Raw genomic sequence first — 19,578 nt, forward strand, 5'->3', positions numbered from 1 at the left:
AAAACTCAAAATTTAACACTCATAACTTATTCACTTCCCTACCCCGCCTTCGGAGCCAGCGCCGCCTTCGGGTAAGCAATTCGCTTGTGGTTGTACTGCTGCCACACCTGAACGAAAATTTCGGCAATCAGGGTCATGTGGTCGCGGGTGAGGCCCGATTCTACCAGTTGGTTATCTTTCCAGCGGGCGCGCAGAATGCGATTGACCATGGCCAGGGCTTCATCGGGGGTGGCATTGGTGAGCGATCGCAGCGCTGCCTCACAGGAGTCGGCCAACATGACAATACCGGTCTCGGGCGACTGGGGAATGGGGCCATCGTAGCGGAAGTCAGCTTCTTGCACCGTCAGGTTCGGTTCATTCTTGGCCAACTCCTGGGCTTGGTGGTAGAAGTAGCTGATCAGCATCGTGCCCTGGTGCTCAGGAATAAACGATCGCACCGCCTTGGGCAGGCGGCACTTACGGGCCATCACAATGCCCTCGGTGACGTGCTTTTTGATGATGGCGGCGCTGAGCCAGGGGTCGTTAAGTTCGTCGTGCTTGTTGGGGCCGCCCATCTGATTTTCGATAAAGCCTTGGGGGTCGTGCATTTTGCCGATGTCGTGGTAGAGCGTACCGGCCCGCACCAGCTCGACGTTGCACCCCAGGGCGCGGGCAGCGGCCTCGGCCAGGCTCGACACAAACACCGTGTGCTGAAAGGTGCCCGGCGCTTCGGAGGCCAGCCGCTTTAGCATGGGGCGGTTGGGGCTCGACAGCTCGGCCAGGCGAATCGGGGTGACCAGGTCAAACAGGTGCTCTAGGTAGGGGCTCAGGCCCTGGGCGGCAATGCTAGAGATCACCCCATAGATGCCCTGGAGCGCCGCGCCGGTGAGCATCCCCGACCAGGCAGAAATTAGCGAAACCGGGCTCACCACCAGGGTCAGCAGCAGGTAAACCACCCCCTGGGTGAGGCCGACACCACCGCCCAGCAGGGCCAGCTCTTCGCGCGATCGCATGCGGCTGGCTAGCAGGCTGCACACCAGCGCCCCCGCCGCCCCCGCTATAAACGAAATGCTGCTCACCGCAGAACCCACCGGCAGCAACACCGCCACCAGCACCACCAACGTGCCGCCCAGCACCGGGCCGTAGAAGCTGCCTGCCAACAGACCAATAGCCGGTAGCCCGTAGGCTGCTATCCCAAAAATTTGCATCACCCCGGTGCTGACCACCATCGCCGACAGCAGCAGATAGTCTTTTTGGCGCAGCCGCTGGGGCACCCAGTGCTCGACCAGCAAAAACAGGCCTACCCCGCCCGCCACCAGCCCACCAAACATGGCCAGCCCCCAGTAGTTAAAGCGGCGCTGGCTAAGATTAAAGGTGTCGAGCAGCACAAACTGTTCCTGACTGATGGCTTCTCCAGCGGACACAATCAGCGCGCCCTGCTGCGCCTCGACAATCACCGGCTTCACCGACTCTGCAGCCATGTCGGCCTGCTGCCGGGTGCGATCGCTATCTTCGACCAGGTTGGGCTCTAGGGACGAAAGCAAGAGCTGACGGGCAAGGGGCTCGATGGGGCGGGGCAGATTGTCTTTGAGCTGAAGGTAGGCGGCCCGATCGAGCATCTCGGGCGGCAGCCCAGCATGAATGCCCTGGGCCAGCATGCGCTCGGCAGCTTGGCGAATCTCGGCCTGGGCGCTGACCCAGTCTTGCACCGGCAGATCAAACAGCGGAGGAGCCTCAGTAACACCTTCGGCCTGGGCGGCCAGCAGGGTTAAATTGGCCATCGCCTCTTGATAGCTCTGCCGAGACTTTTCTACCGCTGTCAGCAGTTTTGCCAGCTCTTGGCTACTCGATCGCTGGCCGTAGGCCCACAGCTCGCCCAGGGCCGTCTGCTGGTCAGGGGTAATGGTTTGCTTGCGCAGCAGTGTCTCCAGGGGCACCTGCTCACCCCTGGCGCTGTCGTCGGCCAGGGGGTCGATCAGGCTGCGCAGCTTTAGCCAGGTGGCGTCGTCGGAGCGGCGCAGGTAGATCTGTACCTGAGTTGACAGTTTGCTGGTCGCCACAAAGGGCACCCCACCGGCCTGGCGGCGAATATCGCCCACTTGATCCATCAAGGCGTTCAGCGATCGCAGCACCGAGTCATCGACGGTGGGGTCAACTCGAAGCACCCGTAGGGCACCATTGCGGGCATCACGGCGGCGCTCTTCGGTGGTTTCTTCATCTTCTACGCGCACCGTGCTTGGAGCCAGCACGGTGTTAGGGGCAATGCTGCCCACCTGTAACTCTGGCTGATTGTAGAAACGCTGCCCCAGAATAGTTGTCAGCCCTAGCGTGGCGACCGCAAAGGCAAAATGGGGATGGCGAATATTTTTGCGCCGTCGGAGCGGGCGGCAGGGCTGTGGCCAGCCTTCCACGCGGCGCTGGGCTGAGGTAGCGATCACCCCGGCATCCACCGATTCCACAGTCAGAGATAGCGATCGCGGTGACAGCGTAGAACGTGGGGGAGTCGGCTTTGTAGCCCGCTGCTCTAGAGCCCACCAGCGCTCGACCGCAGCCACAATGTCCTGAATTGCCTTCATAAATTGAGACATTTAAAGGGGGCGGGCAGAGGCCGAGGAACTCCAGACTAAAGGTTTGAGCGCGCCGCTTCCCCGAACCACCAGGGCTTTGAGCCCAACGAAGACCTCTCAAACGCTATTATAGGCGGCGGCTATGGTCAACGCCTGTGCCCACCGCGTCAACCCCTCAGCCCCAAAGGAAAACTGGGCGCTAGGTTGGGCGGCGCTACCCCTGCCCAACGGCGATGCAGTGCCGCCGCCAGGACCGCCAGAGCACCGGCATCTAACCCTTGCCAGGGATCGGGCAGAGCAGGGCAATAGTCAATCAGCCAGCGCTGGCGCAGCGCGGTCCCTAGCCCAGCACGTCCGCCTGTTAGCCCCGTCAGCAGACCTACCAGGGCAATCGCCGCCGCCGACCATTCTCGATGACGAGCCAGGCCCAAGGCCACCGCCAACTGCCCCTGGCTCTGAACCACTAGGCTAAGGGCCTGCACCACCGGGCCATTGTCATGCCAAGCACTCACTCCACTGGGCAGGACAGGGGCTAGAGCACTTAGGCTATAAACCGATCCCATCCGCCGACAGAGGATGGCAAACAACTGCTCGCAGGCCACAGCCGCCGCCGGAGACAGTTCCAGGTCTTTTATCCAGCGATACACAGCGCCTCGGTGGTGGCCATGGGCATCAGCCATGACCCACAGATAGGGTAAAGCGTTCAGCGCCACCGCCGGACTAGTCAGCGATTGAAAGTGGGCTTGCCAATGCGGCCCCAGCAGCCGCTCTCCCCTAGCGCAGGCGGCAGCCGTTTGCAGCAGGCCCGCTTGCCACCCCAGGTCTGCGGTGACGTTAGGAAGGCAAGCGCTGCGATCGCTAATCACGACAGCCTCTAGGGCCGCCGCCAGACGATCGTGCTGTGTACTGGCTTGAACCATGGCGTATTTCGCTTATCCATCGACCCGAATGAAGTCCCGGTTGAATTTTAAGGGGTGTAGTAGTCTATTTGCTGACAGCAATCCTATAATGCTTGCTGTCAAGCCCTTGGGGTTCTCTTGCGTTCTGTCACCCTGCCTGGAGCCAAGTCTATGTTTTGTGTCTCCCCTTTTATACAACGGCTGACTCCAGGGGGAGGCCGCCGCGTCCGGGGAGCAGTCGCGGCGATTCCCCTTTGGGGAGGCTGCGCCATCGCCCTAGGCTTAAGCCTGACCACGTCCGTGAGCTGGGCTCAAACCCCAACCGAGGAGACGCCCCCGGCTAGCCAACCCGCTACGCCCACGGTGAGCGGCGGTCGCATTGTCCGGCCAACCCTTCAGCTAGGCAGCCAGGGGGAGTCAGTACGAGAACTACAGTCGATGCTGATGCTACTGGGCTACTACCCTGGCCCGGTCACCGGCATTTACCAAGAAGACACCGCCGCCGCCGCCCGCCGGTTTCAAACCGCTACAGGCATTACCGCCGACGGCATTGTTGGCCCTGCCACCTGGAGCCGCCTGTTTCCAACCCCGCCGGGGGAGGCCAACCCGCCGACGGCCACAACTGGCAGTACAACTTCATCGGCGACTGCGGCCCCTAGCGGTACAAGACCACCGGCAACCAATCCTCCAGCCACGACCAACCCTCCGGCCACGACTACTCCCTCAGCCACGACCACGCCCGCAAACCCTAGCAGCAGCACCCCAGCGGCTCTCCCCGTGCTGCGCCCCGGCATGGAGGGCGACGCTGTGCGGCAGCTCCAGCAGCGCCTGCGCACCAAGAAATTTTACAGCGGTGCCATTGATGGGGTATTTGGCAGCCAAACCGAGGCCGCCGTGCGTGCTGCCCAAGCCGCCAATGACCTGACCGTAGACGGCATTGTTGGCCCTGCCACCTGGCGAGCGCTCAACTAAAAGCACGACTGCCTACCGCAAACAACCAAAATAAAGCCGCCTAAGACACTTCTCGGCGGCTTAAATATATTTGTGTTGGGCGAAATCTTAGTCTGGCTGAATAAACCAGTCGTTTAAAGCGTTGGCCGACTCAGGCAGAGTAGCGCTGGCGTAGGTAAAGTAGGGGATATCTAGCGCTTCCATGGTAGACATCTGCTGGCTAGCGTGATCCATATAGAGCATGTAGTTGCCCATCAGAAAGTAAACCCCCATCAGGGCGGCAGCAGAGGAGGCCACCAAGAAACCCGCCAGCATCAGGGAAAATTCCTGACCCTTAACGGCCTGCTCCATTAAGCGGAGCGCCCAAGCCACCAAGGCAATAACAATAGTCAGGATAAGCAGCAGCATGGAACAATAACTGTTGTAACGATATGAATAGTCAGATTAATGACTAAGTCTATATGTTACACATCGTAACAGGCATTCATAAAACTGGCGTGGCTTCCACAGAATGTCTTTAGGTTTGACCTAGGGAGAGGAAACTTTAGGTCATGCGCACGGCCACCTGGCGATCGCGCAAATGCTCCTTCACCTGCTGCACCGTCAACTGTCCGTAGTGCAGTAGTGAGGCCAGCAGGGCCGCCTCGGCCTTCCCATCGGTGAGAGCCTGGTGAATATGGTCGCAGTTGCCCGCCCCGCCGGAGGCAATCACCGGCACCGGCACGCGATCGGCAATGGCGCGGGTGAGGTCGAGGTCGTAGCCCGCCTGGGTACCATCGGCATCCATGCTGGTGACCAGCAGCTCGCCCGCTCCTTGGTTGACGACTTCCTCGGCCCAGGCGAGGGCATCAAGCCCCGTATTCTCGCGCCCGCCACGCACGTAGACATCCCACCCCGGATTGGCAGGATCGAGGCGACGGCGGGCATCGATCGCCACCACAATGCACTGCGCTCCAAAGCGATCGCTGGCCGCTTTGATCAGCTCTGGCTGCTTAACCGCCGCCGAGTTGATGCTGACCTTGTCGGCCCCGGCCCGTAACAATTTTTTAATGGTCTCTAAGGATTGCACACCTCCCCCCACCGTGAGGGGAATGAACACCTGCTCCGCCGTGCGGTAGACCACGTCGTAGATAATGTCGCGGTCTTCGTGGGTGGCCGTGATATCGAGAAACACCAGTTCATCGGCTCCCGCCTGGTTGTAGGCCTGGGCTAGCTCCACCGGATCACCCGCATCGCGCAGGTCAACAAAATTGACCCCTTTTACCACCCGGCCAGCTTTGACATCTAGACAGGGCACAATCCGTTTGGCCAGCATTGCGTTCTCCTTACCAATGGCAAATTAACCCATTCCCCGGTTCCACAATAGAGGATTATGACGATCATCAGAGGCCAAGACGCTGATACACTGTCTCTTGGTTTTATCGTTGGAAACGCAGTTGGAGCCCTTAGTAGACATGGCTTTAGAGATTGGCCAGAAGGTGAAAGTATCCCGTCTTCGCGATCGGGTTTCTAAGAATGTGGCAGCTTACCTCGGCAAGCGCGGTGTCGTGAGCCAGTTTAAAATGGTGGACGGCAGCGACGTTGGCGTCGTGGTCGAGTTTGAGGATAGCTACACCACCTGGTTCTTTGAAGATGAGCTGTCTGCCGTTCAGTAGCGAACGGCCTCGCTGAGGCACGCTTGAGAGCTGCTAGGTGCTTGGCATGATGTCTCTGCCCCCGTCATCAAGGGGGCAGACGCGAGGCTTCTAACTATCGGCTTCTGAACGCGAAAGAGAAAGAATCTGAAGCCAATCTCCTCTTTTAGAGAGATTTCATCGCTATCAGACCCCGAGATGATCGATGTGGATTCCCCTGGTTTGGGATGCAGAGTCGATTGGCTCCAGGCGGCCTTGGCCCCCGTGGCAGCGGCAACAACTTGACCAACGCAAAGGCCCCGTTTTTCCTATGGCATTAATTCTCACCTATTTGGGTAAGGGCGGCAGCGGCAGCACAACTGTGGCGATCGCCGCCGCTAAGCAGCGGGCGCGGGCCGGTCAGCGGGTGCTGTTGGCCATTCAGGATGTAACGCCAGCTCCAGCACTGCTGCTGGGTCAGGCCCTGAGCGTCGAACCCCAGGAGCTAGAGCCCAAGCTGTGGGTCATGCAGTTTCAAACCGCAGCGCTGCTAGAAAAAAGCTGGGACGAAGTCAAAGCGCTGGAATCGCAGTATCTGCGGACGCCCTTTCTCAAGGCGGTCTATGGTCAAGAGCTGGGGGTGATGCCGGGCATCGATAGCGCCCTAGCGCTAAACACCTTGAGACAGCTCGATGGCAGCGATCGCTACGACGTGATCATTTATGACGGTAGCGAAGCTCTGGCCACCCTGCGCATGCTGGGTATGCCCGAAATTCTCGATTGGTACCTGCGGCGGTTTCGCGGCGTGTTTCAGCAGTCCGATGTGGGCCGGGTAATCTCACCCTTTTTGCAGCCTATGGCCTCGGCGGTGCTTGCCGTTGACTGGTCGGGGGATGTGCTCGATCAGCCCACCGGGCAGGTGCGATCGCAGCTCGAAGAGGGCCGCCAGGCCGTCACTAACCCCAGCCGCATGGCCGCCTTCTTAGTCACCACGCCCACGGCGGGGTCGGTGGCGACGGCTCGCTACCTGTGGGGCAGCGCCCAGCAGATTGGGCTGACAGTGGGCGGTGTTTTGGTCAACCACGGCGTGCTCGATGCCGAGCAGATCCACGCCTTTGCGCCCCTGCCCCAGGTGCCCCTGCCCTCAGTCATCGACCAGGGATGGGATGCAGCGGTGGAAGCTTTGCCCGACCCAGCCCAGTGGGCCGCCGCCGCCCCACGCCCCGTGACCGTGGATGCAGCGACGAAGACCGTGCGGCTCTTCTTACCTAGTTTCGATAAAACCCAGGTCAAGCTCACCCAGTATGGCCCCGAGGTCACCATTGAGGCGGGCGATCAGCGGCGCAACCTGCTGCTGCCCCCTGCACTCCAGGGCAAAGCGGTCGCCGGAGCCAAGTTTCAGGATCAGCACTTGGTGATTTCCTTTAGTTAGGGCGTTCGCGGCTAGCTGCTCGATGTCACGGGTTCGCAGGAAAATCTCTCCTCACCTTGACTAGGGTTTGATTCTGACCCAGGAAATGTGGCACCGTGGGTAGGGATGGCAATTCCCCCGCCCAAGTTTTGCTTAAGCTCTGATCGACGTTGTATCAACCTGTAGCAGTTTCCCCACCATGGCTGAACCACCGTCCTCCACACCGGTCAACGACGCTCCAGACCAAACCCCTGCTGCTGAGATTGCTGCTGAAATTGCACCCGAGGCCCAGGGCAACGCCGCCCGCCAGCTCTTGGGCATGAAGGGGGCGAAATCGGGCGAAACCTCGATCTGGAAAATTCGCCTCCAGCTAATGAAGCCGATCACCTGGATTCCGTTGATCTGGGGCGTGGTGTGTGGAGCAGCCTCCTCCGGCAACTACCGCTGGAGTTTAGAGCACGTGCTGATCGCCGCTGCCTGCATGCTGTTTGCGGGGCCGCTGCTAACGGGCTACACCCAAACCCTCAACGACTTCTACGATCGCGACATTGACGCCATCAACGAGCCCTATCGGCCCATCCCCTCGGGGGCAATCTCCATTCCCCAGGTAGTGACTCAAATTTTGGTGCTGCTGGTGGCTGGTATCGCCATTGCCTTTAGTCTCGATCGCTGGGCCGGGCACAGCTTCCCGATCATTACCGCTCTGGCGATCGGCGGCTCGTTTGTGTCGTACATTTACTCCGCCCCACCGTTGAAGCTCAAGCAAAACGGCTGGCTGGGCAACTACGCCTTAGGGGCCAGCTACATCGCGCTGCCTTGGTGGGCGGGCCACGCTCTGTTTGGCACCCTGACTTGGAAGATTGTGGTGCTTACCCTGTTCTACAGCCTAGCGGGCTTGGGCATTGCAGTGGTCAACGACTTTAAGAGCGTGGAGGGCGATCGCCAGATGGGCCTCAAGTCGCTGCCGGTGATGTTTGGTGTCACCACCGCCGCCTGGATTTGCGTGTTGGCGATCGACATTTTCCAGGGGGGCGTCGCCGCCTACCTGATGGCGATTCACCAAAATCTCTACGCCGTGCTGCTGGTGCTGTTGATCATTCCCCAGATCACGTTTCAAGATATGTATTTTCTGCGCGACCCGCTGGGCAACGACGTCAAATACCAGGCCAGCGCCCAGCCTTTTTTGGTGTTAGGTATGCTGGTAACAGGGCTGGCCTTGGGGCATACGGCACTTTAGGGATCCGCGCGATCGCGGCTGTACCCTTGAAGAAATGACCGAAACCCCATACAGTTCACAGAGGATGTGAAAGGCAAAGCTGCTATGGCTCGATCTTGGTTAACCCGGCTGCCGTTTCCTTCGAGGAAATCGTCGCATCCCTCAGGACGCAGCAGGTCTGGGGGTAGTGTGATCAGTGGCTCACGGTCTCGTCAGTCGGCAGAGTCTCAGCCTGGGCCATCGGGCGAAAAGCCGGAGTCACCGCGCAGCTATCGGCCTCTGTTTTTGCGCCCTTTGTTTTGGGTGGTGCTGCTGGCTGGGGCGGGCATAGCCGGAGGCGGCACCCGCGCTTACCGCGTCATTGAGGCGACTAACGCCAGTTTGCCCGCTCCTGACCAGGCCCTCACCTACCAGCGCGACGGCACCATCACCATGACGTCGGCGGACGGGGTGATCTTGCAAAAGCTTGGCCCCGCCTCCCGCGAGACCATTACCTACGACTCGATGCCCGAGCACCTGGTGCAGGCCTTTATCGCCTCCGAAGACCAGCGCTTCTACGAGCACAGCGGGGTTGACTATCGGGGCATTGCCCGCGCTGTCTGGGCTAACGTGCAAAACCGCGATCTGGTGGAAGGGGCCAGCACCATTACCCAGCAGCTAGCTCGCATCGTCTTTCTTGACCAAGAGCGGAGCTTTCAGCGCAAAATCAAAGAGGCCATGATGGCCACCAAGCTTGAAGAGAGCTTGACCAAAGAACAAATTATTGAGCGCTATCTCAACCTGGTATATCTCGGTTCTGGGGCCTACGGTGTAGCCGACGCCTCCTGGGTGTACTTCGGCAAAACCATCGACCAGCTCACGGTAGCTGAGTCGGCGATGATTGCCGGTATGGCCCCAGCCCCCAGCCTGTATTCCCCTACGGTCAATGCCGAGGCCGCCCGCAACCAGCGCGATCGCGTCATTCGCCGCATGCTAGCGACCGAAGCCATCAGCGGCGTCGAGGCAGAAGAGGCCATTACGGCAGAGGTGGCCGTCACCCCCAACCAGCCCAAGTTTCTCTACAGCGAGTTTCCCTACTTCACCATTTACATTCAAAAGCAGCTAGAGGCGCTGCTGCCCCCCGACCAGCTAGAAGCGGGCGGGCTAACGGTAGAAACCACCCTCAACGTCGTTTGGCAACGCCGGGCTGAAGAAACCGTTGAAGACGCCGTCGCCCGCTACAGCGGTTGGCAGAATGTGGGGCAGGTCTCGCTAGTGGCCGTAGACCCCCGCAACGGCGAAATTAAGGCCATGGTCGGGGGCACCGATTTTACCAGTGAAAACCAGTTCAACCGGGTGACCCAGGCGCAGCGACAGCCGGGCTCTACGTTTAAGACGTTTGTGTATGCGGCGGCGATCGCCGGGGGCATATCGCCCTACAAAAACTACATGGATGCCCGCTACGTAGTCGATGGCTACGAGCCAAAGAACTACGGCAAAGACTACAGCGGCAGCATGGAGTTGCTTCAGGCTCTGCGCAACTCGGTCAACATTGTGGCGGTGAAGCTGCTGGTGGATGTAGGCTTTGACCCGGTGGTAAAACTGGCAGAGCGCATGGGTATTGAGTCGCCGCTGCTGCCCGCCTATTCTCTCGCCCTGGGCACCTCTGAGGTCAACCTGCTAGAGCTGACCAGCGCCTATGGCACCCTAGCCAACAAAGGCATTCATCGCCCCGCCCACGGCATTCGCCGGGTGCTGAACAGCAGCGGCGAGGTGATCTACGAGCGCCCTAACGAGTCGGAACAGGCGATCGATGCCGACAGCGCGGCGATTATGACCTGGATGCTGCGCGGCGTCGTAGAAGGCGGCACTGGCAGCAATGCCTACTTAGGGCGACCTGTTGCTGGCAAGACCGGCACCTCCGAAGAGTACCGTGACCTCTGGTTTGTCGGCTACATTCCCCAGCTGGTGGCTGGCGTGTGGATGGGCAACGACGACAATACCCCCACTAACGGTGCTAGCAGTATGGCAGCTGGGGTGTGGCGTAGCTTTATGGCTAAGCTCACTGACGATATCCCCGTTGAGCAGTTTCCCAGTGTGCCGCGGCTAGGTGGACGTGAGGGCAGCATTACCCTCAGCCCGGTCAAGCCCGGTCGCGTGATTGCTGAGAGTGGCCCGTCGCGATCGGCAGAGGCGGCCTCTAGCTCTGGCGGTGGAGAGCGCCGCCGATCGCGACGCTCAGAGAGCAGTTCTAATACGAGTAGTGGCGGTGAAGCCGCAGCGCCGCCGGCACGAGCCTCTAACAATAGCTCTAGCGGCAATAGCTCTAGCAGCAGACCACCGGCATCACCCGAACCGGCAGCCCCTGCCCCAGCGGCTCCTGCCCCAGCGGCTCCTGCTCCGGCCCCAGCCCCACCGCCGATCAATACTGCCCCACCTGCACCGGCCCCGGCGGCTCCCGCTCCGGCCCCAGCCCCGCCGCCGATTGTGGCACCGCCGCCGCCCCTCGTAGCTCCGCCGCCCGCCGATGGGGAATAGGCCTTGGGGTAGAGTGCTGAGCTACAACCAAGCCCTACAGACCTCTCAAGGGTCAGACCTGGGGGTGATCCCTAGGGGTAACCTGCCGTCGTAGGATGATACACAACTGATTTTGGAGTTTAGTTAGCTATGTCACTCTATTTTGCGACCGCAGGTGAAGCTGCCGCAGGTTCGTCGTTTGTGCTGGTGTATGTAGTGGGCTTCATCGCCGCAGTCACCATTGGCTCTGTCGCCTGGTACAACTCCAAGCGCCCCGCAGGCTGGGAAAACAAAGAGAAGCCTGACTTTGTTCCCACTGTCAATGCAGAGGAAGGCGAGGAGGTTTAGGCCATCTGCAATCGCTACAGCTTCAGCCTCACTGCGGGCTAGGGGCATAGGGATGGCGTTTTAGCGATCGCGCTGCCGTCTGAGCTGTGGGCTTGGGCGGCGATTGTCTTGCGATTTTTCAGCGATCGCTATCTCTGGTAGGGCAGGTCATCCAGGCAGGCTTAATCAACTACCCGCAGTCGTCCCTGGCGAATCGCTTCAAATACCCGCTGGGCCGTAGCGTGGTCTTGATTGCTCAGGGTGGGCTGGCTGAGCAAATTCTCCATCAGCTCTCGCTGCACCTGGCGACTAATGCGGCGTTCGGCAAAGATTTGATCGACGAGGGCTTTGAGCGACTGGCTGGTGGTTTGAGGCATGGTGACGACCTGAACTATTGAGGCTATACCCAATATCGCCTGTAACTCCCAATTGCAGAGTGATACAGCCTTTTCTCAAGCATGATCCTAAGCTGGTCACGCGGTGACAGACCGCAGCTCTAGCTGTGGTTTAGATCACTGCAAAATAGTTTCTATGCTGTAGGCCAAGCGGCGGCTGAATTGATTGACGCAAACAAATCAAGCTTAATGAGGCGATCGGCCCAGCTATTGCATCTTCTCTACAGAAGCCCAAACCTGCCAGTAGGTTCCCCAGATCAGAGTCGATGATGGCTTTAGGTTTTCTGGCGCTGGCGATCGCCCCAGTAGCGCACATACTCGGCTATCCCGGCCAGCAGAGCAGAGCCCAAAATTAACACTACGCTGAGGGCATTGATATCGGGCTTAACCCCAGTGCGTACCCGGCTAAAGATTTCGATAGGCAGAGGGTTAGCGCCGCCCCCAGCGGTAAAGCTAGAGATCAGCAGGTCATCCATGCTGAGCACAAAGGCCAGCAGACAGCCCGCCAAAATCCCCGGTGCTAGCTGGGGTAGCAGCACTTTGAACAGAGCCTGGGTGTGGGTTGCCCCTAAATCTAGGGCGGCTTCTTCGAGGTTGGGGTCAAGACGCTGGATGCGGCTAGATACCACTACTGCAATGTAGGCCAGGCAAAACACCATGTGCGCGGCAATGATGGTGGCCAGACTGAGGGGTACTGCTACCGACGCCAAAAACACCAGGGTCGCCACCGCGATCGCAATGTCAGGAATAATCAGCGGCAGATACGACATGCCCCGATACAGCCCCTTACCTGGGAACCGATGGCGGGCCAAACCAATCGCCATCAGCGTGCCCAGCACCGCCGAAATCGCCACCGCCACGATCGCAATGATCAGACTATCTTGCAGGGCAGCCAGCAGACGGCGATCGCTAAACAGCGATTGGTACCAGCGCAGGCTAAAGCCGCCCCAGCTAGCGCTGTAGCGCGAGTCGCTAAAGCTGTATGCTCCCAGCACAATGATCGGGAAGTACATGAAGGCGTACATCAGCGCGGTGAAAAGGCTGGGCCAGGTGACGGAGCGGGATGGCATAGGTGAAGAGTGAGGGGGATGGGGAGTCAGGCTTCGGTGACGGTGTTGCGATCGCCGTAGCGGATCAGGAGGGCGATCGCCAGGCTGACCGCCAAAATCAGCACCATGCTGAGGGCTGAGCCAAACCCCCAGGCGCGGGTGGGGCCGAGAAACTGGTTGTAAATCAGTCGCGAAATATTCATCGACGAGGCCCCACCGAGCAATGTAGGCACGACAAAATCGCTGAGGGTGCTGATGAATACCAGCAGGCTGGCCGCTGCGATGCCGGGCAGGGTTTGGGGCACAGTGATTTTCCAAAAGCACTGGCGGGGGGTAGCCCCCAGGTCAGCCGCCGCTTCTAACAGCCGGGTGTCGAGCTTTTCGAGAGATGCGTAAAGAATCAGCACCATGTAGGGCAAAAAGCTGTAGGTGAGGCCAATAAACACCGCCGTCGGTGTATTGAGCCAGTTTTGGGCAGGTAGCCCGATCGCCGTCAGCATCGCGTTGAGCACGCCGCTGGGGCGCAGAATGGTCGTCCAGGCATAGGCCCGCAGCAGCGACGACGTCCACAGCGGCATAATAAAGGCCACCAGCAACAGGTTACGCCACCGCTGGGGCGACATCAGCGCCAGCCAGTAGGCCACCGGGAAGCCCAGCAGCAGGCACAGCGCTGTCGAGCCGACCGCAAACGCCACCGATCGCCCAATCACCCGCAGGTACACCGGCTGCAAAATTTGCAGGTAGTTGCCCAGGCCATAGCCTTCGCTGGGCTGCCCCAGCCGCAGCCCCGGCACCAGGCTGATCTCAAGAATCAGCAAGGTGGGCAGCACCAGCAGCACCAGCAGCCACACCCCCGCTGGCCCCAGCAGTGTCACCGGCCCCAGCCAGCGTCGAGGGGCAAGGCGATCGGCCCAGGTGGTCGAGGGAGTAGGGGAGGGGGCAGGGGTCATGGGGGAGGAGCCTGTAGAAATGCAAAATTCAAAGTTCAAAATTCAAAACTTTGAATTTTGAACTTTGAAGTCTCTAAGCGCTGGTCACTTCAGTCCAAAACTGGTCAAACAGATCGGTGCTGGCGGTATTGACGGCCACAATGCCTTCGCTCTTAGCCAAAATCTCATCAGGGGGATAAAGGTCGGCGTTGTTTTGAATATCAGCGGGCAGCAGGTCAAAGGCAGCCTGGTTGGCGGTGGCAAAGAACAGGCGCTCTACGGCGGAGCTAGCCACCTCTGGCTCCAGCAGAAAGTTGATCCACTGGTAGGCGGCATCGACGTTGGGAGCGGTGGCAGGGATCGCTAGGGTGTCAGTCCACAGGGATGCTCCGCTGGCGGGAATGATGTACTGCATGCGCTCGTCTTCGAGGGTGAGGGCGATCGCATCACTGGAGTAGGCCATCGACACGCTCAGGTCGCCACTGAGCAACTCATTCTCAAAGCCCGTAGTCTTAAAGGCCGCGATATGGGGCCGCAACTCTAGCAGGCGGTTGTAGGCGGCTTCAATCTCGTCTGGGTTGTTGGAGTTGTAGGAGTAGCCCAGCGACTTGAGGGTGGCTCCCAGGGTTTCGCGCATATCGTCCAGCATGGTGATACGGCGGGAAAGTTGAGCCTGGTTATCCCAGAGAAAGTTCCAGTCGGTGGGTTCGCCGGGGGAGGCCTCGCGGTTGTAGAGCAGCCCCGTGGTGCCCCAGCAGAAGGGCACGCTGTGGGCGTTGTTGGGGTCGTAGGCGGGGTTACTCCACTGAGCTCTGAGATTTTCTAGCCCAGTAATACGGCTTTGATCGAGAGCGGTGAGCAAGTCTAGCTCCAGCATTTCCGACACCATATAGTCGGAGGGGTAAATGATGCTGTAGGCGTCGCCGCCCCCCGCCTGTAGACGGGTGAGCATGATCTCGTTGGAATCGTATATGTCGACGACCACCGGAATGCCCGTGCGTTCGGTAAAGGCCTGGGCAAGGCCATCATCGGTGTAGTTGGCCCAGGTGTAAATGTGCAGAGCGCCGTCGTTTGAACCCCCACCCGCCGGTGGCCCCGCCAGGTTTTGGCGGCAGTTGGCTGCTGCCAAGCCTGTTACGACCGCTGCTGACCCCTGCAAAAACCGCCGCCGACTCACGGCAAAACGGCGCGAGTCGGCGGGCGTTTGTAGTCGCGTTCCAGGCACAGGCATTCTCCAGGGGGTTAAGGGGCTAGACATAGCAGCGGTCGCCGCCGTCTTTAGCGCGAAGAGGGAGCGACCTTACCTTTAGTTTCTAAGTATATGGCGATCGGCCTGGGGTAACGCTCGATCGCCGCGATCGCCGCCCCAAAGTCACCGCCGCCTAGGCCGCATCAAGCACCAGGCAATCGTCGGCGGCCCAGTGCACATACACGGCGGTATCAACTCCCACCAGCGATTCGGCCCGGTTGGGCTGGCGCACCATCAGCGTTTCGCCTGAGCCCAGACGCACTACGCAGTGGAGGTGGGTACCCAGATACATCAGATGGCTAATGTGCCCCTGATAGCAGTTATTAGCGGCAGTCGGCGCGCTGAGGCTAAGGTTAATTTTTTCGGGTCGCACACTCACAACCACGGTCTGAGCCTTGCTGCTGTCGGCTGCGCAGGCCAGCACCCGCAGACCACTGCCGGTAGTGACTTGCACCTGGCGGGGATAGACCTGATCAATGCGCCCAGGCAGCAGGTTGGTATCGCCAATAAAATCAGCGACAAAGGCGGTACGAGGGCGATCGTAGATGTCGCTGGGGGTGCCGATCTGCTCAATCTGACCGTTGTTCATCACGGCGATGCGGTTAGAGAGCGATAGAGCCTCCTCCTGATCGTGGGTGACCATAATAAAGGTGATGCCTAGCTGGCGGTGCAGGGTAGTCAGCTCGACCTGCATCTGCTTGCGCAGCTTTTGGTCGAGGGCACCCAGAGGCTCGTCGAGCAGCATTACCGCTGGGTGGTTGACCAAGGCGCGGGCCAGCGCCACCCGCTGCTGCTGCCCACCAGACAGTTGGGCGGGATAGCGGGTGGCCATAGATTCCAGGCGCACCAGGCGCAGGGCTTCGGCAACGCGATCGCGCACCTGGGCCGATGCCACGCGGCGAATTTTGAGGCCAAAGGCAATATTGTCTTTGACCGTCATGTGGTCAAACAGGGCATAGCTCTGAAAGACCGTGTTGACGGGGCGGCGGTGGGCGGGCACGGTGCTCACGTTGGCCCCCTGAATCAGCACATCGCCAGCGGTGGGCGTTTCAAACCCCGCAATTAGGCGCAGAGTGGTGGTTTTGCCGCAGCCTGAGGGGCCTAAAATACTAAAGAATTCGCCCGGTTGCACCGTCAGGTCGAGATCGCACACGGCCATCTCGGCTCCAAAGGCCTTGACCACCCGCCGCAGTTCGACATCCGGCAGGCTTGCTGAGGTTGCTGTCACTGCCGCAGAACGCACCGTCTGAGCCATGGCCGTTTCTCCTGGGTTCATCCCAACTGTAGCGATCGCCCCTGGGATAGACAAGTCGCTGCCGTCACAACCACTGCCCTGGTTTTAGCCCTAGTGTTAGGCCGATGCCAGCGCAGCACTGCCTTTACTTTACCCACCTTGGCGATCGCCGACGCATCCTGCCCTAAAAAAGCCGATATTCCCCGCCTTAGCCGCCAAAAAGACGGCATTGACCAGCCAGCAAAACGTTACCATGGCACCAAATAGTGCTCGGGAGTACAGTTATGCCCGCAAAACTTGACCAGTCGCCGCTTCAGCGCCGTCGGACTACCCTGGCAAGGTGGGCAATGGCGATCGCTGCGGGGGTTGCGATCGTCGGCTGCCGACCCAGCCCGCCGCCCCAAAGCGAAACCCTAACCCCTGCCCCAGCGTCCCCCACCGACTCTGCCCCTGAAACCCCAGCCGCACAGCCCACTCAAGCCCCGGCTCCGACCCCAGCCGCCCCAGCCAACACGCCCACCGCCACCCTGCCCAATACCCTAATCAGAGAATGGCAGCCCCTCAGCAACGTGTTGCTCGCCTTTGGCCCCATGACCCTAACCCCTGAGCAGGTGCAGTGGAGCAGTGGACAGGTCAGCCCCTACACCTTGATCAGTACCGAGGGTGGCTATCTGCTGGAACTAGAGGCCCGCCCCAGCTTTTACGACACCCAAAACCGCTACATCAAGCTGATTCCCAAAACCGACGCCAACACCGCCGAGTCGATTGAAGTAGCCTTTTATCCGGATGCCACCCAGCTTCAAAACGACGAATACATCATGTATGGCGGCTACTTCGCTGAGTAGTCATTCATCCTCAGCAAAAAATAGGGCAGATGCATCCAATCATTGCATCTGCCCGTTTAGTTAATCGTCTTCTTTACAGAAAACCTGTGAACCTTTACCCACCCAAATAGTCAGCTCGCAGCAGGAAAATGGATTATTCTTCCTGGCGACCTCTATTTTCCAAAATCTCTTGCACAGACTCACTGGGGGTGTACTGATAGCCAAAGGTCGACTGGTCTGAGTCATCTAGAATCTGGGGTGTCAGCAGCACAATCAGTTCTCGGCGCTGGTTGTCGGTCACCGTGCTGCGGAACAACGCCCCCAGAATGGGAATATCGCCCAAAATGGGAATTTTGTTGACGCTGTTGCGCTCCGACTCTTGAATGATGCCGGAAAGCAGCAGGGTTTGACCATCGCGAATGCGCACCTGACCCGAGCTAATTTGGCGCTCTGATAGCAAGAAAAACGTACCAGCGTCACTGGTGAAGCTGTCGGTCGGGGCCGAAATACTAGGAGCTACCGAGAGCGACACAAAGCCATTGTCATCAATGCGATCGACGTCAATTTGCAAAATCAAGCCAGCCGGCTCAGTTTCAATTTCTAAGGTAGTCAAGGTTCCCGTCTCGGTCACCTCAATGGTTTGCGTCAGCTCAGTCACCACATCTTGAGTGAGCTGAACTGTAGCCGTCTGCCCCTCCTGCACAATCAAAGTGGGGTCAGTAATGATCTTACCGTTGCCGTTTTGCACCGTTCCTAGCAGCTGAGCCAAGAAATTGCCGGAGGTATTATTGGCTCCAGGGCCACCTAGCGGACGCGGCGTGATCGGTGTGCCCGTGGGAGTGCCCTGGCTTATAGGATTAGGCGTACCACCATCGCCAATATTCAGAATACCGAGACCGCCAGAGCTAAGCACCCCAAACAGCCCGTTCTGGAATGAGAAGCTGGTACCAAAGGCATCTAGGGAGTTGAGATCAATGTCAATAACTCTGACGTTGACCGCAACCTGCCGTCTCCGCAAGTCAATGCGGGTGAGTTGCTCGGTGGCAATAGCGATCAGATCAGCCCGACCGACGAGGGTTACTGAGTTAGTGCGCTCATCAGCAACTACCTGCAACCCGCGAAGAATTCCTTGGCTATCTTCATAGTCGACCCGGCTCACCTCGATCTGTTCAACCGTTGAGGTCTGGGTTTCGGTAATTGGGGGAGTTCCCTCTGCAACGGTCACAGCATTGACGTTGGTGACCAAGCGCTCTCGACTGACGGCGCTCTCGGCACCCAGGGCCACCAGGAAGTTGGTGGCCACAGCAGCATCAACTTGATTCAGCCGTAGAGTTCTAGCAGAGACATTCTGGGCCGAAACCGGCAGCGTCGGGCCAACATAGACACTGCGGCCTACCCGGTTAGCCTGCAAACCAGTGACTCGCAGAACGTGGTTAAACACATCCTGCACAGATTCATTCTCAATATCCAGACTGACGGGCGGGCCATCAGCACTGCCACCTTCTGCCCCACCTTCAGTCCCGCCCCCAGCGGGGGTAAACACCAGGTTGAGGCCTGCCGCCCGCGCTAGCAGCGACAAAACCTCGCGGGCTGGGGCATCCCGCAGCAGCAGCTTGGGAATTCGCTCGTTGCTGCCCAAGTTGATGTTGTTAAAGGAGGGCACTCCCTCCGCCACGGCAATATCGCCAATTGGAGGAGCTACAGCCCGGGGCAAAAAGGGAGGCGTTTGCTGCACCTGAGGGCGAGGCACAGGGGTGCCATCAATGGTGACTTCAGGGCTGGGTACCAGCACATCGGGACTGGCCGGAGTGGGCACCTCTGGAGCAGCTTCGGGAGCCGGTTCCGGGGCCGGCTCTGGGGCGGCTTGGGCGACAGTAGGAGGAGTGGCCGGAGCAGGTACGGTTTCGATCTCAGCAGGCACGGGGGTAGGAGCCTGGGCGGTCTCACCATCGTTGCGAATCGACAGCACCACCTGGTTGTCGCTGGATTCTACGGCCCCAGTGGGGGGCTGGCTGGTGCCACTGACGGTGATGCGCACGCTGTTAGCGTCGAGGGGCACCACAGATACCTGGCTGATGCCGGGGGCCGGGTTAGCCTGGGTAAAGCTACCACCGTCGGGTAGGTTGAGCTGGGCGCGGGTGATGTCGGCCTGTAGGGTGTTGCCCTGGCTGACGGTAAAGATGCTGCTGTTGTCGCCTCCCTGGGTGTCAAACACCAGGTCTAACCCTGTGGCGGTGGGGTTGAGGCGGACATTGGTAATGCTGGTTACTGAGGCCAGGCCAGGCTGGGCGGCTAGGGCAACGAGGGTGCTGCCAAGTAGAAAGGGTTGCAGGTTCATTAGACGGTTCACGGTTCACTCCTCCATCACAGATGCGGCTGGGCCGCGCGGGGTTTGACTAGGCTAGGTGGGTAGATTAGGCCACTGGGGTGGCAGTAGCA

The 19,578-nt window shown here is 59.6% G+C and carries 18 protein-coding genes; 8 read left to right on the forward strand and 10 right to left on the reverse strand.

What is annotated here, in order from left to right; all coding sequences use genetic code 11:
• Positions 1 to 38 precede the first annotated feature (38 nt).
• The gene (locus H6G07_RS02505; RefSeq protein ID WP_073606575.1) at positions 39 to 2,555 is read right to left on the reverse strand and encodes an HD family phosphohydrolase; all 2,517 of its coding nucleotides are present in this window, start codon (positions 2,553 to 2,555) and stop codon (positions 39 to 41) included.
• 158 nt (positions 2,556 to 2,713) lie between these two features.
• Entirely contained in the window at positions 2,714 to 3,466 is a 753-nt protein-coding gene (locus H6G07_RS02510; RefSeq protein ID WP_073606574.1) for a hypothetical protein, read from the reverse strand.
• Positions 3,467 to 3,616: 150 nt separating this feature from the next.
• Here H6G07_RS02510 and H6G07_RS02515 point away from each other — a divergent pair, with 150 nt between their 5' ends.
• On the forward strand, positions 3,617 to 4,417 hold the full coding sequence (locus tag H6G07_RS02515; RefSeq protein WP_084172822.1) for a peptidoglycan-binding domain-containing protein: 801 nt from the start codon (positions 3,617 to 3,619) through the stop codon (positions 4,415 to 4,417).
• Between the two features lie 87 nt (positions 4,418 to 4,504).
• Here the strand turns inward: H6G07_RS02515 and H6G07_RS02520 are convergent, their stop codons facing one another.
• Both H6G07_RS02520 and hisF read right to left on the reverse strand, forming a co-directional pair.
• On the reverse strand, positions 4,505 to 4,804 hold the full coding sequence (locus tag H6G07_RS02520; RefSeq protein ID WP_073606572.1) for a hypothetical protein: 300 nt from the start codon (positions 4,802 to 4,804) through the stop codon (positions 4,505 to 4,507).
• 136 nt (positions 4,805 to 4,940) lie between these two features.
• A complete protein-coding gene (gene hisF, locus H6G07_RS02525) occupies positions 4,941 to 5,711 on the reverse strand; it encodes an imidazole glycerol phosphate synthase subunit HisF (protein WP_073606571.1) in 771 nt (256 codons plus the stop codon).
• 139 nt (positions 5,712 to 5,850) lie between these two features.
• Here hisF and petP point away from each other — a divergent pair, with 139 nt between their 5' ends.
• From petP to psb35, 5 genes are all read left to right on the forward strand, one after another.
• Positions 5,851 to 6,051, forward strand: coding sequence for a cytochrome b6f subunit PetP (gene petP / locus H6G07_RS02530; protein WP_073606570.1), 201 nt, complete (start codon positions 5,851 to 5,853; stop codon positions 6,049 to 6,051).
• Positions 6,052 to 6,340: 289 nt separating this feature from the next.
• On the forward strand, positions 6,341 to 7,441 hold the full coding sequence (locus H6G07_RS02535; RefSeq protein WP_073607025.1) for a Get3/ArsA fold putative tail anchor-mediating ATPase NosAFP: 1,101 nt from the start codon (positions 6,341 to 6,343) through the stop codon (positions 7,439 to 7,441).
• A gap of 178 nt (positions 7,442 to 7,619) precedes the next feature.
• Positions 7,620 to 8,657: a chlorophyll synthase ChlG gene (chlG, locus tag H6G07_RS02540; RefSeq protein ID WP_073606569.1), complete on the forward strand. Its 1,038-nt coding sequence runs from the start codon at positions 7,620 to 7,622 to the stop codon at positions 8,655 to 8,657.
• 168 nt (positions 8,658 to 8,825) lie between these two features.
• The gene (locus tag H6G07_RS02545; RefSeq protein WP_199311846.1) at positions 8,826 to 11,153 is read left to right on the forward strand and encodes a transglycosylase domain-containing protein; all 2,328 of its coding nucleotides are present in this window, start codon (positions 8,826 to 8,828) and stop codon (positions 11,151 to 11,153) included.
• Between the two features lie 129 nt (positions 11,154 to 11,282).
• A complete protein-coding gene (psb35, locus tag H6G07_RS02550; RefSeq protein ID WP_073606568.1) occupies positions 11,283 to 11,480 on the forward strand; it encodes a photosystem II assembly protein Psb35 in 198 nt (65 codons plus the stop codon).
• A gap of 161 nt (positions 11,481 to 11,641) precedes the next feature.
• Here the strand turns inward: psb35 and H6G07_RS02555 are convergent, their stop codons facing one another.
• The 5 genes from H6G07_RS02555 to H6G07_RS02575 form a co-directional block, all read right to left on the reverse strand.
• Positions 11,642 to 11,836 carry a hypothetical protein gene (locus H6G07_RS02555; protein WP_073606567.1) on the reverse strand — a complete coding sequence of 65 codons (195 nt, stop codon included), beginning with the start codon at positions 11,834 to 11,836 and terminating at the stop codon, positions 11,642 to 11,644.
• A 293-nt stretch (positions 11,837 to 12,129) separates the two neighbouring features.
• Complete coding sequence (locus tag H6G07_RS02560) at positions 12,130 to 12,924, reverse strand: ABC transporter permease (RefSeq protein WP_073606566.1); 795 nt, start codon at positions 12,922 to 12,924, stop codon at positions 12,130 to 12,132.
• Positions 12,925 to 12,950: 26 nt separating this feature from the next.
• Entirely contained in the window at positions 12,951 to 13,853 is a 903-nt protein-coding gene (locus H6G07_RS02565; protein WP_073606565.1) for an ABC transporter permease, read from the reverse strand.
• A 73-nt stretch (positions 13,854 to 13,926) separates the two neighbouring features.
• A complete protein-coding gene (locus tag H6G07_RS02570; RefSeq protein WP_206756248.1) occupies positions 13,927 to 15,090 on the reverse strand; it encodes a polyamine ABC transporter substrate-binding protein in 1,164 nt (387 codons plus the stop codon).
• Between the two features lie 124 nt (positions 15,091 to 15,214).
• Positions 15,215 to 16,336, reverse strand: coding sequence for an ABC transporter ATP-binding protein (locus H6G07_RS02575; protein WP_073607023.1), 1,122 nt, complete (start codon positions 16,334 to 16,336; stop codon positions 15,215 to 15,217).
• A gap of 93 nt (positions 16,337 to 16,429) precedes the next feature.
• On the opposite strand from H6G07_RS02575, the gene H6G07_RS02580 reads away from it, so the two are divergent.
• Both H6G07_RS02580 and H6G07_RS02585 read left to right on the forward strand, forming a co-directional pair.
• Entirely contained in the window at positions 16,430 to 16,582 is a 153-nt protein-coding gene (locus tag H6G07_RS02580) for a hypothetical protein (protein WP_171972930.1), read from the forward strand.
• Between the two features lie 17 nt (positions 16,583 to 16,599).
• Positions 16,600 to 17,160 carry a hypothetical protein gene (locus H6G07_RS02585; protein WP_139296888.1) on the forward strand — a complete coding sequence of 187 codons (561 nt, stop codon included), beginning with the start codon at positions 16,600 to 16,602 and terminating at the stop codon, positions 17,158 to 17,160.
• A 133-nt stretch (positions 17,161 to 17,293) separates the two neighbouring features.
• On the opposite strand, the gene H6G07_RS02590 is transcribed toward H6G07_RS02585, so the two are convergent.
• Complete coding sequence (locus H6G07_RS02590; RefSeq protein WP_244901893.1) at positions 17,294 to 19,489, reverse strand: secretin GspD/PilQ domain-containing protein; 2,196 nt, start codon at positions 19,487 to 19,489, stop codon at positions 17,294 to 17,296.
• Positions 19,490 to 19,578: the final 89 nt, after the last annotated feature.

The sequence above is a fragment of the Phormidium tenue FACHB-1052 genome (genome assembly GCF_014696675.1).
Taxonomy (GTDB): Bacteria; Cyanobacteriota; Cyanobacteriia; order Phormidesmidales; family Phormidesmidaceae; genus Nodosilinea; species Nodosilinea tenuis_A.

Excerpts from the sequence above, each read along its gene's own strand:
- H6G07_RS02505 (WP_073606575.1), bottom strand. The coding sequence starts at position 2,555 with ATGAAGGCAATTCAGGACATTGTGGCTGCGGTCGAGCGCTGGTGGGCT.
- H6G07_RS02510 (WP_073606574.1), bottom strand. The coding sequence starts at position 3,466 with ATGGTTCAAGCCAGTACACAGCACGATCGTCTGGCGGCGGCCCTAGAG.
- H6G07_RS02515 (WP_084172822.1), top strand. The coding sequence starts at position 3,617 with ATGTTTTGTGTCTCCCCTTTTATACAACGGCTGACTCCAGGGGGAGGC.
- H6G07_RS02520 (WP_073606572.1), bottom strand. The coding sequence starts at position 4,804 with ATGCTGCTGCTTATCCTGACTATTGTTATTGCCTTGGTGGCTTGGGCG.
- hisF (WP_073606571.1), bottom strand. The coding sequence starts at position 5,711 with ATGCTGGCCAAACGGATTGTGCCCTGTCTAGATGTCAAAGCTGGCCGG.
- petP (WP_073606570.1), top strand. The coding sequence starts at position 5,851 with ATGGCTTTAGAGATTGGCCAGAAGGTGAAAGTATCCCGTCTTCGCGAT.
- H6G07_RS02535 (WP_073607025.1), top strand. The coding sequence starts at position 6,341 with ATGGCATTAATTCTCACCTATTTGGGTAAGGGCGGCAGCGGCAGCACA.
- chlG (WP_073606569.1), top strand. The coding sequence starts at position 7,620 with ATGGCTGAACCACCGTCCTCCACACCGGTCAACGACGCTCCAGACCAA.
- psb35 (WP_073606568.1), top strand. The coding sequence starts at position 11,283 with ATGTCACTCTATTTTGCGACCGCAGGTGAAGCTGCCGCAGGTTCGTCG.
- H6G07_RS02555 (WP_073606567.1), bottom strand. The coding sequence starts at position 11,836 with ATGCCTCAAACCACCAGCCAGTCGCTCAAAGCCCTCGTCGATCAAATC.
- H6G07_RS02560 (WP_073606566.1), bottom strand. The coding sequence starts at position 12,924 with ATGCCATCCCGCTCCGTCACCTGGCCCAGCCTTTTCACCGCGCTGATG.
- H6G07_RS02565 (WP_073606565.1), bottom strand. The coding sequence starts at position 13,853 with ATGACCCCTGCCCCCTCCCCTACTCCCTCGACCACCTGGGCCGATCGC.
- H6G07_RS02570 (WP_206756248.1), bottom strand. The coding sequence starts at position 15,090 with ATGTCTAGCCCCTTAACCCCCTGGAGAATGCCTGTGCCTGGAACGCGA.
- H6G07_RS02575 (WP_073607023.1), bottom strand. The coding sequence starts at position 16,336 with ATGGCTCAGACGGTGCGTTCTGCGGCAGTGACAGCAACCTCAGCAAGC.
- H6G07_RS02585 (WP_139296888.1), top strand. The coding sequence starts at position 16,600 with ATGCCCGCAAAACTTGACCAGTCGCCGCTTCAGCGCCGTCGGACTACC.